Here is a 13387-nt window from a genome sequence, read left to right on the forward strand (position 1 = left end):
GGGCTGTCGTCCGACACTCCAGCATCATCTGATCCCGGCATTCGCTCGTGAGTGCCGGGATCAGCGCATTCCGCCGCCGCCGACGGCGGCCGATTGAGCGAGTCCGGCGGCGGTCACCGACATCGCCGCGAGCACCGGACTGTCACCGGAGAAGTCGATGACTGTGAACGATCCGGGAGCGACGCTCAGCCGTTGGAAGTCATCCAGCGGCATCCCCAGGGCGTCGGCGACGATCGCCTTGATGATGTCTCCATGGGAGACGATCATCGCCCACCGAGGCGGCGCCGATTTCTCGGTACCGTCCGTGGGTTCTGCATCGGGCCGGGATTCGGCATCGGCATGTTCCTCCTCACGCAGCTGGGCCACGAGATCACGGACGCGGGCTGTGGAACGCTCGGCCGCCTCGGCGATGGATTCCCCTCCGGGGAACCTGGCCTGCGACGCCGACTTCACTACGGTCGCCCACAGAGGCTCCTCGCCCAGTTCCTTGAGTGGCCGGCCCGTCCATTCGCCGTAGTCGAGCTCGATGACGGCCTCGTCGACGTCGATGCGATCGAAGTCAGCTGTTTCGGCCGCGATCGTTGCGGTCTGTTCGCAGCGCTGCAGGGGCGAATGCAGCAGGTGGGTGAAGTGCCGGTGCGGCAGAAGTTCGAGATTGGCCCGCAGCGCCCGGATTCCCTCGTCGGTGAGGGACACGCCGGGGGCACGTCCGGCCAGGATTCCGGAGACGTTGGCGCTGGAGAGGCCGTGCCGCAGCAGAACGATGACGGGCATACCCTCAAGATTAGCCCAGATCGTCTAGGGTGAGGCCATGAAACGTCAGCGTCCACGTATGACATACGAGTTCCGGAAGGTCTCGTTCTCTCGCGATGTGCCGCGGTCGGTCAGTCTGCAGGAACTCAACGACCAGGCGGAATACGGCCGATGGGAGCTCGCCCGCACCCGCATCTCCGTCGGCGGAGTCCGCACCGTGTGGCTGCGCCGGAAGATCATGCCGTTGACGATGAGCAGCTGATGGTGTGAGATCGCCTTCCCTCGTTCCTGTTCTCACTGCCGGCCTCGTCACGATCACTGCGGGAGCGGCGATGTCCCTGCAGGGACGAGCGAACGGTCTGCTCGGGCAGGTGCTCGGACACGCCGTCTTCGCCGCGCTCGTCTCGTTCTTCGTCGGTCTCCTCTGCGTCGGCATCGCCTTGACTCTCTCGGCCCGATCCCGTGCTGCCGGCCGACGTCTCATCGCTCTGCTGCGGGACCGTACGCTGCCCTGGTGGATGCTGCTCGGCGGCTTGAGCGGCTGTCTCGTCGTCATCGCACAGGCCACGACCATTCCGCGGATCGGCGTGGCCATGTTCACGATGGCGTTCGTCTCCGGCCAGGTCACCGGCGGGCTCATCGTCGATGCCACCGATCTGCCGCCGGGCGGCCGTCAGCGTCTGAGCGTCCTGCGCATCCTCGGCGTGGTCATCGTCCTGGCTTCCCTGGCCTTCGCCGCCGGTGACCGGCTGCAGTCGGGGATTCCGCTGTGGACTCCCCTGCTCCCGCTCGTCTCCGGGGCACTGACGAGTGTGCAGCAGGCGTTCAACGGCCATATCCGGGCTGCCACCGAATCGGCGGTGGTCGCGACAACAGTGAACTTCACGGTCGGCTTCGCGGCGCTCGTCATCGGCACATTCGTCCTGCTCGTGGCCGGACATCCCTGGCGCGGATTCCCGACCGCGCCGGATCAGTGGTGGATCCTCCTCGGTGGGGCCTTCGGGGTGGTCTTCATCGCCTTGACGACGGTCACCGTAGCCAGGCTGGGCGTGCTGCTGCTCAGCCTGTTCGCGCTCTTCGGCAACCTCGTCGGGGCGTTGGCCCTCGATGTGCTGCTGCCGATCCCCGGCTCCGATGTCACGGTGACCACGGTGCTCAGCGCCATCGGAGTGCTCATCGGGATCGTCGTGACGATTCTGCCGGTGCCGGTCGGCCCCTCGTCAGCGGTCAGGCTTTCATCAGGAAGTCGCCGAGGACCCGCGTCCCGAACTTGAGCGCCGAGATCGGCACCCTCTCATCGACGCCGTGGAACATGGCAGGGAAGTCGAGGTCGCCGGTGAGCTGGAGCGGAGCGAAGCCGTAGCCGGTGATGCCGAGCTCGGCCATAGACTTGTTGTCCGTGCCTCCGGAGAGCGTGTAGGGCAGGACGTTCGCGCTCGGGTCGTCGTCGAGCAGGCTCTTCTGCATCTGCGCGACCAACGGAGTGTCGAACGGCGACTCGAGTGCCTCGCCTTCATCCTCGGCGGTGATGTCGATCCCCTCCCCCGCGAGTTCCTTGATCTTGAGCATGACGTCCTCGTGCTGTCCCGGCAGAGTGCGGCAGTCGACGTAGGCGGTCGCGGTGCCGGGAATGACGTTGTGTTTGTATCCGGCTTCGAGGAACGACGGGTTGGAGGTGTTCTGCAGGGTCGGTGCCACGAACTTCTCGACGGAACCCAGCTCGGCGAGCAGCTGCGGAATCGTCTCTGCCGTGAACTCGATTCCCGTGAGCTCCGAGACGCCTTCGAGCAGTTTCCGTGTGGCCAGGGGGATCTCCTGCGGCCACGGATGGTTGCCGATCCGGGTGATCGCGGCGGCGAGCCGCGTGACGGGGTTGTCGTCGTTGCGCTGAGATCCGTGTCCCGCGGTACCGTGAGCGACGAGGTTGAGCCAGGCCAACCCCTTCTCTGCCGTCTGGATGAGGTAGATCCGCTGGCCGCGGACGTCGACGGAGTAGCCGCCGACCTCCGAGATCGCCTCGGTGGCCCCGGAGAACAGCTCGGGACGATTGCGCACCATATGGCGGGCACCGTAGTTTCCTCCGGCCTCCTCGTCGGCGAAGAACGCGATCACAAGGTCCCGACGCGGAGTGAGTCCCTGGCGGAGCATGGCGCGGACGGACGCGACGATCATCGCGTCCATGTTCTTCATGTCCACCGCTCCGCGGCCCCACAGCAGACCGTCTTTGACGACTCCTTCGAAGGGGTCGACGGTCCAGTCCTCCGCGGCCGCCGGAACGACGTCGGTGTGGCCGTGGACGACGAGTGCCGGAGCCTCCGGATCGGAGCCTTTCACACGGGCGACGAGATTGGCCCGGCCCGGGGAGGATTCGACGATTTCGGACTTCAGGTCCACCTCGGCGAGCCAGGACGCGATGAGTTCGGCGGCCGGCAGCTCCGGGTTCGCTTTGTTCCCGCCCCAGTTCTGGGTGTCGATGCGGATGAGCTGACGGCACAGTTCGGTGACTTCGTCCTCTGCGGCGCTGAAATCAAACACGGGACTCCCCTCGATGGTGGTTCGATCACGCGGCAGTGCTGTGATCGGCCTGACAGTCACCACCGTATCCCACCCGCGAGCCCGGCTCACAGACGAACGGGCGTGAATCAGCGGGTCAGAAATTCATACGTGGTGATCGGGATCGGGGCGGATGATCTTTGAACCCGCGGGAGCCCCGATGCCGCGGACGGCTCCGACTGCCGAACACGAAAATGGCCTCCGGATCGAAATCCGGAGGCCATCGCCTCGTTGTGCGCGAAGGGGGACTTGAACCCCCACGCCCGATAAGTTGGGCACTAGCACCTCAAGCTAGCGCGTCTACCAATTCCGCCACTCGCGCTGGCAACAGAGATAACTCTACATGCGCGAAACGGTGTCGCAAAATCGAAATCGGCTTTTGTGACGCACTGCACTTATCACGCCATCATTCGAGGTGTGCCACCCGAGAGAGGACGTGCGGTTTGCCGTTCTTCAGATCGAAGACGGCCGACTGCGCGGCCTCGTGACGACGCCCCTCGGTCAGCGCATAGCCGACCGTGCCGGGCAGCAGGATCGGCTTCGCGAAGGAGACATCCCAGCGGTAGGACTCGAGCCGCGGATCCATTGCCGAGAACGCCCGGGAGGCGCTGTACATCCCATGGGCGATCTGCCGCGGGAATCCGAATCCCTTAGCGGCCAGACCGTTGAGGTGGATCGGGTTGTAGTCACCGGAGACCTTCGCATAGCGCTGACCGATGATCGGATCCAGACGCCACAGGGCACTGGGCTGCGGCGCCGTGAACTCGAGGTGCGGCACCTGTGCCTTCGGCTTGGCTCCGGAGAGCTTCCGCCCCTTGGCCAGGTACGTCGAGACCTCGTCCATCACGGGACGACCGTCGACATTCGCCTCGAGCCGAACCTCGATCGTGGTGCCCTTCGTGTGCTCGAAGGGACCGGCGAGTTCGAGGTGGAAGTCCACAACCTCGCCGAGGCGGGCCTGCGAATGCATATCGACGCGATTGTGGATGTGGACCATCCCCATCATCGGCAGCGGCACTTCGGGGTCGGCCAGCAGCTGCATGCTCAGCGGGAAGCCGAGGATGTGCAGGTAGCCGGGGTGGACGATATCGTCCAGACCGTGACCGACGACGTTGGCGAATCCCGCATAGGCGACCGGCTCGAGCGGAATGCTGCGATCGATCGCATGATCCGGCAGCTCCGGACCGGTGCGCGGGCCCACCGGCAGTGTCTTGAGCAGGGCCCGGGCATAGATGGGAAGCATCGAATCCGCCATCATGCACCCACCATGTTCTGACCGCACACGCGCAGCGTCTGTCCGTTGATGCCGCGGGCACCGCTGGATGCGAGGAAGCAGATGGCTTCGGCCACATCGACCGGCTGCCCGCCCTGCTGCAGGCTCGAGAGCCGGCGCGCGACCTGGCGTGTGAGAGTCGGCATCTTCGCGGTCATGTCCGTTTCGATGAAGCCGGGTGCCACCGCATTGATCGCTCCCCCGCGGGCGGCGAAGTCCTCCGCCGAGGCGGCCGTGAGTCCGATGACTCCGGCCTTCGAGGTCGCATAGTTCGTCTGGCCGCGGTTGCCCGCGATTCCCGAGGTCGAGGTCAGGGAGACGACCTGGGCGCCGTCGGCGAAGAGTCCCTTCTCCGACAGGCGCGCATTGATCATCGTCTGCGCGGCGATGTTGACGGCGATGACAGAATCCCATTTGGCCGCGTCCATGTTCGCCAGCATCTTGTCGCGGGTGATGCCGGCGTTGTGGACGAGGATGTCCACGGGTGCCCCGAGCGCCTCGGTGATCTTGTCCGGGGCATCGGCTGCGGTGATGTCGAGCTGCAGCGACTTGCCGCCGATCCGGTTCATCACCTGCGCCAGCGCCTGCCCGGCCTGCGGCATATCCACGCCGATGACGTAGGCGCCGTCGCGGGCGAGGTTCTCGGCGATCGCGGCTCCGATTCCACGTGCGGCACCGGTGACCACGGCGGTGCGTCCGGCCAGCGGGCCGGCGGCACCGGTGGACATGAATTCGTCTAGGCTCAGCCGCTGACCGGCGTCCGAAGACACCGTGAGGAACTGGCCGGAGACATAAGCGGATTTGCCCGAGAGCAGGAACCACAGGGCCGCGTTCACCGAGGGTGCGGTGAGGTCGACGCCGTCGAGCAGGATTCCGTTGGCGGTCGCGCCGGCGCGCATCTCGTGGGCGACCGACCGGGTGAAGCCGGTGATGCCCTGGGCGGTGGCGGCCTGCTCCGGTGTCTGGATCTGCGCATCCGGTGCCGTCGAGATTGTGATCACTCGGCCGCAGGCGGCCAGTGAACGCAGGGCGGCGCCGATCTCGAGGACGACCGGTGACAGGTCGGCCAGGGACTGCGCGTCGTCGAGGACGGCGATGACGGCCCGCAGCTTCTCACCGGTCTGGGCGTTGCGGCGGACCTCGAGTCCGTTCTCCAGCAGCTGATCCGCCAGCCCCTGGGCTCCGGGACCGGTGCCGAGGACGAGGACCGGCTTGTTCTCATAGGACGCCGGGGTGGAGCCGAAGCGGTTGAGTTCGACCGGCTGCGGCAGACCGAGGGTTTTGGCCACCTGCTTCAGCGGTCCATTGACGAGGGAGAGATAGGTGTCTTTCATGCTGCCTCCACAATCGCAGTGAGTCCCTGTCCGCCTGCGGCGCAGATCGAGACCAGGGAGCGCTTCTTGCCAGTGGTCTTCAGGTGCTTGGCGGTGCTGGCGATGATGCGTCCGCCGGTGGCGGCGAAGGGGTGACCTGCGGCCAGGCTCGAGCCGAGCGGGTTGAGCTTGTCGCGGTCGATGGTGCCCAGTGCCGCATCCAGTCCGACCTTGTCCTTGCAGAACTCTTCGGATTCCCAGGCGGCCAGGTGGGAGAGCACGGTGGAGGCGAATGCCTCGTGGATCTCGAAGACATCGAAGTCGTCGAAGGTCAGCCCGTTGCGGGCCAGCAGCCGCGGAACTGCGTAGGCGGGGGCCATGAGCAGACCTTCGTCGCCGTCGACGAAATCGACGGCGGCTGCTTCGGCATCGACGAGGCGTGCCAACGGGGTGAAGCCGTGCTCGGCGGCCCAGTCCTCACTGCCCAACAGCACCGAGGAGGCGCCGTCGGTCAGCGGAGTCGAGTTGCCGGCGGTCATGGTCGCCTCGGTGGCGAGCTTCCTGCCGAAGACGGGGTTGAGCTTCGCCAGGGATTCCACGGTCGAGTCGGCACGCATGTTCGTATCGCGGCTGACCCCCAGGTACGGGGTGGTGAGGTCATCGAAGAAGCCGGATTCCCATGCCGCGGCGAGGTTCTTGTGGGAGGCAACGGCCAGTTCGTCCTGGGCCTGTCGGCTGATGCCCCAGGCGGCGGTGGTGATCGCCTGGTGCTCGCCCATGCTCAACCCCGTGCGCGGTTCGCCCGTGCTCGGAGCCTGCGGTGCGAGGTAGGCGGGGCGGATCTGGGAGGCGATCTTCGCCTTCTGCATCATCGTCTTCGCACGGGTGAGCTCGAGGAGGATCTCGCGCATCGAATCGTTGATGACGATCGGAGCGTCGGACGTCGAATCCACGCCCGAGGCGATTCCGGATTCGATCTGCCCGGCATTGATCTTGTTGTTGAGGCTGACCACGGCCTCGAGGCCGGTGGCACAGGCCTGACCGAGATCGAAGGCGGGGGTCGTCGGTGCCAGGGCGGAGCCTAGTACGGCTTCCCGGGTGAGGTTGAAGTCCTTCGAATGCTTGAGGACTGCACCTCCGGCGACCTCGCCGATGTTCTCTCCGGCCAGTCCGAAGCGGGCAACGAGCCCGTCGATGGCCGAGGTGAGCATATCGAGGTTCGTGGCCTTCGAGTACTGCTTGTTCGAGCGGGCGAAGGGAATTCGGTTGCCGCCGAGGATGACGGCGCGGTTGTTGGGAGCGGACATGTGCACCTCCGAGTGGTTGATTTAGCCGATACCGACAGTACCTGATACTGTCGGTTACATGAAATCGATCACAGACGGTCGCTCGACGAGATGGCAGAAGCATCGCGATGAGCGTCGTCGCGAACTTCTCCGTTCCGTGCGCCTCGCCGTCGACGAGTCCGGCGACGATATGTCGATGGAGCAGATCTCGGACGCGACCGGGACGTCGAAGTCGGTGCTCTACCGCTACTTCACCGACCGGGCAGGTCTGCAGGCGGCCATGGGCGAATGGGCGATGGGCGTCATCGTCCGGTCTCTCGATGAGGCCGCGGCCGCCTCGGCGAAGGGCGAGGGCTCAGCCGCGGCGCAGGAGTCCCTGGCCGCGATGATCCGCGCATTCGTCACGCTCGCCGCGAATTCTCCGAACGTGTATCGCTTCTGCGACACCGCGGTCAACCGGTTTGCGCCCGAGGAGACCGGCGGTTTTTTCAATTCCATTGCCGGGCAGCTGGCCGAACGCCTCGGCCTGAGCGGCGAACAGGCTCGGCTGTGGTCGGCCGGAGCGATCGGTTTCGTTCGCGCCGCCACCGAGACGTGGCTGTCCCGACCGGACCGGCCCGAGGAATTCGCCGCCACCATCACCCATTGGCTCTGGGCAACCCTGCCCGAACAACGAGGAGGAGAACAATGAAGCTGTCTCTTGACCCGAAAGTCATCAACGACGTCCTCGACGGACATTGGGCAGAAGCTCGCCGACGCGGGCGGACCCTGGCCGAAGAGCCGTCGACCCATGACGATCCGGCCGATGATCTCGACACCGCACGAGCGAAGACCCTCGACGGGGTCATGATGATGGCCGAGACCGGACTGCCGATGACCGGGTTGTCACCGGAGATGGGCGGAAAGAACGAACACGCCACGAACGTCGCCGGGTTCGAAGAGACCGTCACGGCCAACCCGAGCCTGCAGATCAAAGCCGGCGTCCAGTTCGGGCTCTTCGGCGGAGCGATCCTCCATCTCGGCGACAAGGAGCAGCATCAGAAGTGGCTGCTCGACGCTCAGTCCGGCCGTCTGCTGGGTTCGTTCGCGATGACGGAGATCGGGCACGGCTCCGATGTGGCGAACGTGGCGACCACCGCCACCTACGATGAGGCGACCGAAGAGTTCGTCATCGAGACCCCCTTCAGGGCCGCAACGAAGGAGTACATCGGCAACGCCGCCCGCGATGCCCGGGCCGCCGTCGTCTTCGCTCAGCTCATCACCAAGGGTGTCAAGCACGGGGTGCATGCCTTCTTCGTGCCCGTCCGCGACGAGGCCGGTGAGCCGATGCCGGGAGTCTCGATCGAAGACGACGGCTACAAGGGCGGGCTCAAGGGAGTCGACAATGGTCGCCTCGCCTTCGACTCCGTGCGGATCCCACGCACCAACCTGCTCAATCGCTACGGAGACGTCACCGCCGACGGCACGTACTCCTCCCCCATCGAATCGCCGGGACGCCGCTTCTTCACGATGCTCGGCACCCTGGTCCAGGGCCGGGTCTCGCTCGACGGCGCCTCCGTGGTCGCATCGAAGATCGCCCTCGACATCGCTGTGCGCTACGGGCTCGAGCGCAAGCAGTTCACGGCCGGCGATGACTTCGCCGAGACGACTCTGCTCGACTACGGCCAGCATCAGCGTCGCCTCATGCCGGCCCTTGCCGCTGTCTACGCCTCGGCGTTCGCGCACGAGAAGCTGCTGACCTCCTTCGAAGAGGTCTTCGCCGGAGCCGATGACTCCGAGGAGAACCGGGCTCTGCTCGAGACCCGGGCGGCTGCGTTCAAGGCCGACTCGACCTGGATGGCGCTCGACGTAATCCAGGAGTGCCGTGAGGCCTGCGGCGGTGCCGGATTCATGGCGGATAACCGCCTCGTGGGGCTGCGCGCCGACCTCGACGTCTACGTCACATTCGAAGGCGACAACACGGTGCTGCTGCAGCTCGTGGCCAAGCGCCTCCTCGGCGACTATGCCAAGGAATTCGCGAACCTCGACGTCGGCGGAGCCGCCCGCTTCATCGGCACCCAGGCCGCCGAACATACGCTCTACCGCACCGGTCTGGCCAATGCAGGACGGGCGATCTCGGATGCGCTGACACCGAACCTCGGCGACAAGCGGATCAGGTCGGGACGCCTGCAGCGGACCCTCCTCGAAACGCGTCTGGAGGTCATGGTCGCCGGAGTCGCTCAGGCGCTGCGGCCCGCGACGAAGATGCCGGCCGCGCAGGCGGCCGATCTGTTCAACGTCCACCAGCATGAGCTCATCGAGATGGCACGCGCCTATGTCGAGCTCGAGAAGTGGAAGGCGCTGGACGAGAAGATGAAGGAGCAGACCGACGCCGATCAGGCCAAGGCTTTCCGTCGTCTGCGTGACACCTACGGTCTCGGACTGATCGAGAAGCACATGGCCTGGCACCTCATGTACGGTCGCCTGCCGATGTCGCGTGCACGCCAGATCAACGAGACGCTGAACCGTCTGTGCAAGAAGCTCGCGGCCAATGCCCTCGACCTCGTCGAAGCATTCGGCTACTCGGATGTCCACCGTCGGGCCACCATCGCCTCCGGCGTTGAAGCTGAGCGTCAGGCAGAGGCCGCCGACTACTACCGTCGGGCGCGGGCTCGTCAGGACTTCCCGGTCGACGAGAAGCAGCTGCGCAAGGCCGCGAAGAAGAAGGCGAAGGCCGCCGCACGGTGACCACAGGGTCCGTGATTCCGGCACACCAGACGACCCCCGCAGCGAACGGTCTGCGGGGGTCTTCTGGTGCTTGGGGAGATTCGGGTAGCTGGCTGGCGACTGTGCTCGTCGCCAGCCAGCCCCACCGGTCTCAGTCGGCGAGGAAGTCGGCGAGCACCGCGGAGATCTTCTCTGTCTCGGTGAGGAACCCGTCGTGACCGACCGGGGAGTCGATGATGTGGTGTCGCACTCTCCCCGGCAGCGCCTCGGCGAGGATGCCCACCTGTTCCGGCGGGAACAGCCGATCCGAGGACACGGAGACCACGAGGTTGTCGGTGCAGGCGTCGGCCAGTGCGACCGTGAGGTCGGAGGAGCGACCTCGGCGCACATCATGGTCGCGCAGGGCACGTGTGAGCACGATATAGCTGTGCGGATCGAACCGGGCGGTGAGCTTCTTGGCCTGATGGTCCAGGTACGAGGTCACCTCGTAGTAGTCCTCCGAACGCAGCCGACGGGAGAAGCGTTCATTGAGGTCGGCATCGTTGCGATACGTCAGGTGCGCGATCTGCCGGGCCAGTCCGAGACCATGACTGGGGAAGCTGCCGACGGCCGAATAGTCTCCGGAGTAGTAGTCGGCGTCGAGTTCGATCGCGCGTTCCTGCATCATCGCCCAGGCGATCTGGTCGGCTTCGCAGAAGGCCGGTGCGGCGATGACCGCGCATTTGCGGACCTTCCGGCTGTCCAACAGAGCGAACTCGAGCGCTCGCGCACCTCCCATTGATCCGCCGATGACGGCGACCCAGGAGTCGATGCCGAGGATCTGGGCGAGATTGTGCTCCAGGCGCGCCATGTCGCGGATCGAGACCCTAGGGAATCGGGAGCCGTAGGCCAGGCCGTCATCATAGGACGACTGCGGCCCGGTCGTTCCCGAGCAGCCTCCGAGGGAGTTCGCGCACACCACGAAGTACTTGTCGGTGTCGACGGCTTCCCCGGGTCCGACGACACCCGCCCACCATTCTGTGACGCGGGTGTCGCCGGTCAGAGCATGCTCGATGAGGATCGCATTGGACCGGTCGGCGTCGAGTGCGCCGAAGGTCTCATAGGCGATCTCGACCGTGCCGAAGGTGTGTCCCGAGTCCGTGCCGAAGCCGAGGATCCGTTCGACGGAAGTGCTCTGGGTGGTCATCTCAGGCCGCGGTCTGCGCCTTCGCCGCAGCTGCCGCGAAGCCCTTGTCGAGGTCGCCGATGATGTCGTCGACACCTTCGATGCCCACGGACAGGCGGACCAGTGCCGGGTTGACTCCGGCCGCCTTCTGGGCTTCCTCGTCGAGCTGAGCGTGCGTGGTCGAGGCCGGGTGGATGACGAGCGAGCGGACGTCGCCGATGTTCGCCACCAGCGAGTGCAGCTCGAGGGCGTCGACGAAGGCCACAGCGGCGTCGTATCCGCCGGCGATGTCGAAGGCGAGCACCGAACCCACGCCGTTCGGCAGGTACTTCTTGGCCAGTCCGTTCCAGGGGCTCGACTCGAGTCCGGCGTAGGCGACGCGGTCGACCTGGTCGTGGGCTTCGAGGTAGGCGGCGACCTTGTTCGCGTTCTCCACGTGGCGCTCGATGCGCAGGCTCAGGGTCTCGATGCCCTGGGCCAGCAGGAACGCGTTCGTCGGGCTGAGCGAGGGTCCGAGGTCGCGCAGGCCCTGCACGCGAGCCTTGAGCCCGAAGGACACGTTCACTCCGAAAGGTCCATCGGCACCGAGGTCGCGAGCGAAGACGAGTCCGTTGTAGGAAGCGTCGGGTTCGTTGAAGCCGGGGAACTTCTCCGGCTGTGTTCCGTAGTCGAAGTTGCCGCTGTCGACGAGGACACCGGCGACGGAGTTGCCGTGGCCGCCGAGGTACTTCGTGGCCGAGTGGAGCACGACGTCGGCGCCGTGTTCGATCGGACGCACGAGGTAGGGGCTGGCAAGGGTGTTGTCGACGATCAGCGGCACACCGGCATCGTGAGCGATTCCGGCGATCGCCTCGATATCGAGGATGTCTGAGCGCGGGTTCGACACGACCTCGCCGAAGAGGAGCTTCGTGTTGTCCTGGATCGCGCTCTTCCACGCCTCGTGGTCGTCGACATCGACGAAGGTGGTGTCGATGCCGAGCTTGCGCAGGGTGACGTCCAGCAGGTTGACGGTTCCGCCGTAGAGGCTGGAGCTGGCCACGATGTGGTCACCGGCTCCCGCGACGTTCGTGATCGCGAGGAATGCCGCGGACTGGCCCGAGGCGGTGAGGACGGCGTGGACGCCGCCTTCGAGATCGGCGATGCGGTTCTCGACGACCTCGTTCGTCGGGTTCGTCAGGCGGCTGTAGACGGGGCCGACATCCGTGAGGGCGAATCGCGCTGCGGCGTGGTCGACGTCGTTGAACACGAACGAGGTTGTCTGGTGGATGGGCAGGGCGCGCGAACCGGTGGTCGGATCGGGAACCTGTCCGGCATGGATCTGACGAGTTTCGAATGCCTGGGTCATGATGACTCTCCTGTATGAGTGCGGTGGCGGTGTCGCTGGTTGAGGCGATGTGATGTGTCTACTGTCATCGACTTCGCCGGCTGGCACCCGCCTGTGTGTCATGTTGGCGTCATCGTGTGTCATGTTTCGTCACACCGTGCCGTGCAGCTGTCATCTGGCGTGCCTGCGTCGTGCTGTCATCGGGCAGTGCCTTCATCCGATGCCTTCGTCGCGTACGGGTGATGCCCTTGTCACACGTGCACAGTGCCGACGTTCACCGGAAGTTCCGCGCCTTCGTCGGCAGCTGCACCTCGAGGGGGACGAGTTTATGCGCGTAGAGGCTGACCACGTCTCCCCCGCGCTGGATGAGTCCGGTGACGACGAGGGCGTTGCGGGAGGTCGCGACCGTGCGGAAGCGTTTCATCAGCCCGGCCGTGGCTACGACGTTGAGCATCCCGAATTCGTCTTCGAGGTTGATGAAGGTGATCCCCGAGGCGGTGGCCGGGCGCTGCCGATGGGTGACGATCGCGGCCACCGTCATCCGGGTTCCGTCCGCCGCACTCGCTGCATCTGCGGTCGATGAGTATCCGCGGGCGCTCAGCGTCTCGCGCATCATCTCCGTGGGGTAGCCGTCGACGGTGATCCCGGTGGAGAAGAGTTCGGCCAAGGTCGTGTCGAAGGCGTCCATGGTCGGCAGGCTCGGCGCCGAGTCCACGCTCGCAGTTCCCGGCAGCAGCCCCGGATGGGCACCAGCGACTCCCCCGGCCAGCCACAGGGCCTGCCGTCGGTCGAGGTCGAATCCGGATAGGGCCCCGGCCGTGGCCAGCGATTCCAGGGCCTGCTTGCCGATGCCGGTGCGTTCGGCCAGGTCCGCCACCGAGGCGAAGGGAGCGATCTCGCGTTCGGTCACGATCACCTCGGCGAAGGAGCCGACATGCGCGACCGTGTCCAGTCCCAAGCGGATCCCCAGCTCCCCCGCCGAGGCGGTCGGGTCCTTGCCCTCCCCCGCTGAGG

12 protein-coding genes and 1 tRNA gene are annotated in these 13387 nt (G+C 65.9%); 4 read left to right on the forward strand and 9 right to left on the reverse strand.

Annotation, left to right across the window (positions count from 1 at the left end; genetic code table 11):
• Positions 1 to 60: 60 nt before the first annotated feature.
• Positions 61 to 774 carry a histidine phosphatase family protein gene (locus D3I60_RS07765; protein WP_262775553.1) on the reverse strand — a complete coding sequence of 238 codons (714 nt, stop codon included), beginning with the start codon at positions 772 to 774 and terminating at the stop codon, positions 61 to 63.
• A gap of 58 nt (positions 775 to 832) precedes the next feature.
• Between D3I60_RS07765 and D3I60_RS07770 the strand changes: the two genes are divergently transcribed.
• Positions 833 to 1015, forward strand: a complete 183-nt coding sequence (locus tag D3I60_RS07770; protein WP_262775554.1) for a DUF5703 family protein — start codon at positions 833 to 835, stop codon at positions 1013 to 1015.
• Positions 1016 to 1019: 4 nt separating this feature from the next.
• A complete protein-coding gene (locus D3I60_RS19160) occupies positions 1020 to 2027 on the forward strand; it encodes a DMT family transporter (protein ID WP_262775555.1) in 1008 nt (335 codons plus the stop codon).
• On the opposite strand, the gene D3I60_RS07780 is transcribed toward D3I60_RS19160, so the two are convergent.
• The 5 genes from D3I60_RS07780 to D3I60_RS07800 all read right to left on the reverse strand — a co-directional run bounded on the left by D3I60_RS07780 (position 1981) and on the right by D3I60_RS07800 (position 7199).
• Positions 1981 to 3288, reverse strand: coding sequence for a M20/M25/M40 family metallo-hydrolase (locus D3I60_RS07780; RefSeq protein ID WP_262775556.1), 1308 nt, complete (start codon positions 3286 to 3288; stop codon positions 1981 to 1983). The genes D3I60_RS19160 and D3I60_RS07780 overlap by 47 nt on opposite strands.
• Before the next feature lie 252 nt (positions 3289 to 3540).
• Positions 3541 to 3628, reverse strand: a tRNA-Leu gene (locus D3I60_RS07785).
• Positions 3629 to 3712: 84 nt separating this feature from the next.
• The gene (locus D3I60_RS07790; protein ID WP_262775557.1) at positions 3713 to 4564 is read right to left on the reverse strand and encodes a MaoC family dehydratase; all 852 of its coding nucleotides are present in this window, start codon (positions 4562 to 4564) and stop codon (positions 3713 to 3715) included.
• On the reverse strand, positions 4561 to 5913 hold the full coding sequence (locus tag D3I60_RS07795; RefSeq protein WP_262775558.1) for a 3-oxoacyl-ACP reductase: 1353 nt from the start codon (positions 5911 to 5913) through the stop codon (positions 4561 to 4563). The genes D3I60_RS07790 and D3I60_RS07795 overlap by 4 nt, the downstream gene beginning before the upstream one ends.
• Positions 5910 to 7199 carry an acetyl-CoA C-acetyltransferase gene (locus D3I60_RS07800; RefSeq protein ID WP_262775559.1) on the reverse strand — a complete coding sequence of 430 codons (1290 nt, stop codon included), beginning with the start codon at positions 7197 to 7199 and terminating at the stop codon, positions 5910 to 5912. The genes D3I60_RS07795 and D3I60_RS07800 overlap by 4 nt, the downstream gene beginning before the upstream one ends.
• Positions 7200 to 7257: 58 nt before the next feature.
• Here D3I60_RS07800 and D3I60_RS07805 point away from each other — a divergent pair, with 58 nt between their 5' ends.
• Both D3I60_RS07805 and D3I60_RS07810 read left to right on the forward strand, forming a co-directional pair.
• Complete coding sequence (locus tag D3I60_RS07805; protein ID WP_262775560.1) at positions 7258 to 7869, forward strand: TetR/AcrR family transcriptional regulator; 612 nt, start codon at positions 7258 to 7260, stop codon at positions 7867 to 7869.
• On the forward strand, positions 7866 to 9905 hold the full coding sequence (locus D3I60_RS07810; protein ID WP_262775561.1) for an acyl-CoA dehydrogenase family protein: 2040 nt from the start codon (positions 7866 to 7868) through the stop codon (positions 9903 to 9905). The genes D3I60_RS07805 and D3I60_RS07810 overlap by 4 nt, the downstream gene beginning before the upstream one ends.
• A gap of 130 nt (positions 9906 to 10035) precedes the next feature.
• On the opposite strand, the gene metX is transcribed toward D3I60_RS07810, so the two are convergent.
• The 3 genes from metX to D3I60_RS07825 form a co-directional block, all read right to left on the reverse strand.
• Positions 10036 to 11070 carry a homoserine O-acetyltransferase MetX gene (gene metX, locus D3I60_RS07815; protein WP_262775562.1) on the reverse strand — a complete coding sequence of 345 codons (1035 nt, stop codon included), beginning with the start codon at positions 11068 to 11070 and terminating at the stop codon, positions 10036 to 10038.
• A gap of 1 nt (position 11071) precedes the next feature.
• Positions 11072 to 12394, reverse strand: coding sequence for an O-acetylhomoserine aminocarboxypropyltransferase/cysteine synthase family protein (locus D3I60_RS07820; RefSeq protein ID WP_262775563.1), 1323 nt, complete (start codon positions 12392 to 12394; stop codon positions 11072 to 11074).
• A gap of 253 nt (positions 12395 to 12647) precedes the next feature.
• Positions 12648 to 13387, reverse strand: a 740-nt coding sequence (locus D3I60_RS07825) for a helix-hairpin-helix domain-containing protein (RefSeq protein ID WP_440588566.1), incomplete at its 5' end; no start/stop codon positions are given.

This window comes from Brevibacterium permense (assembly GCF_025506275.1).
Classification (GTDB): domain Bacteria; phylum Actinomycetota; class Actinomycetes; order Actinomycetales; family Brevibacteriaceae; genus Brevibacterium; species Brevibacterium permense_A.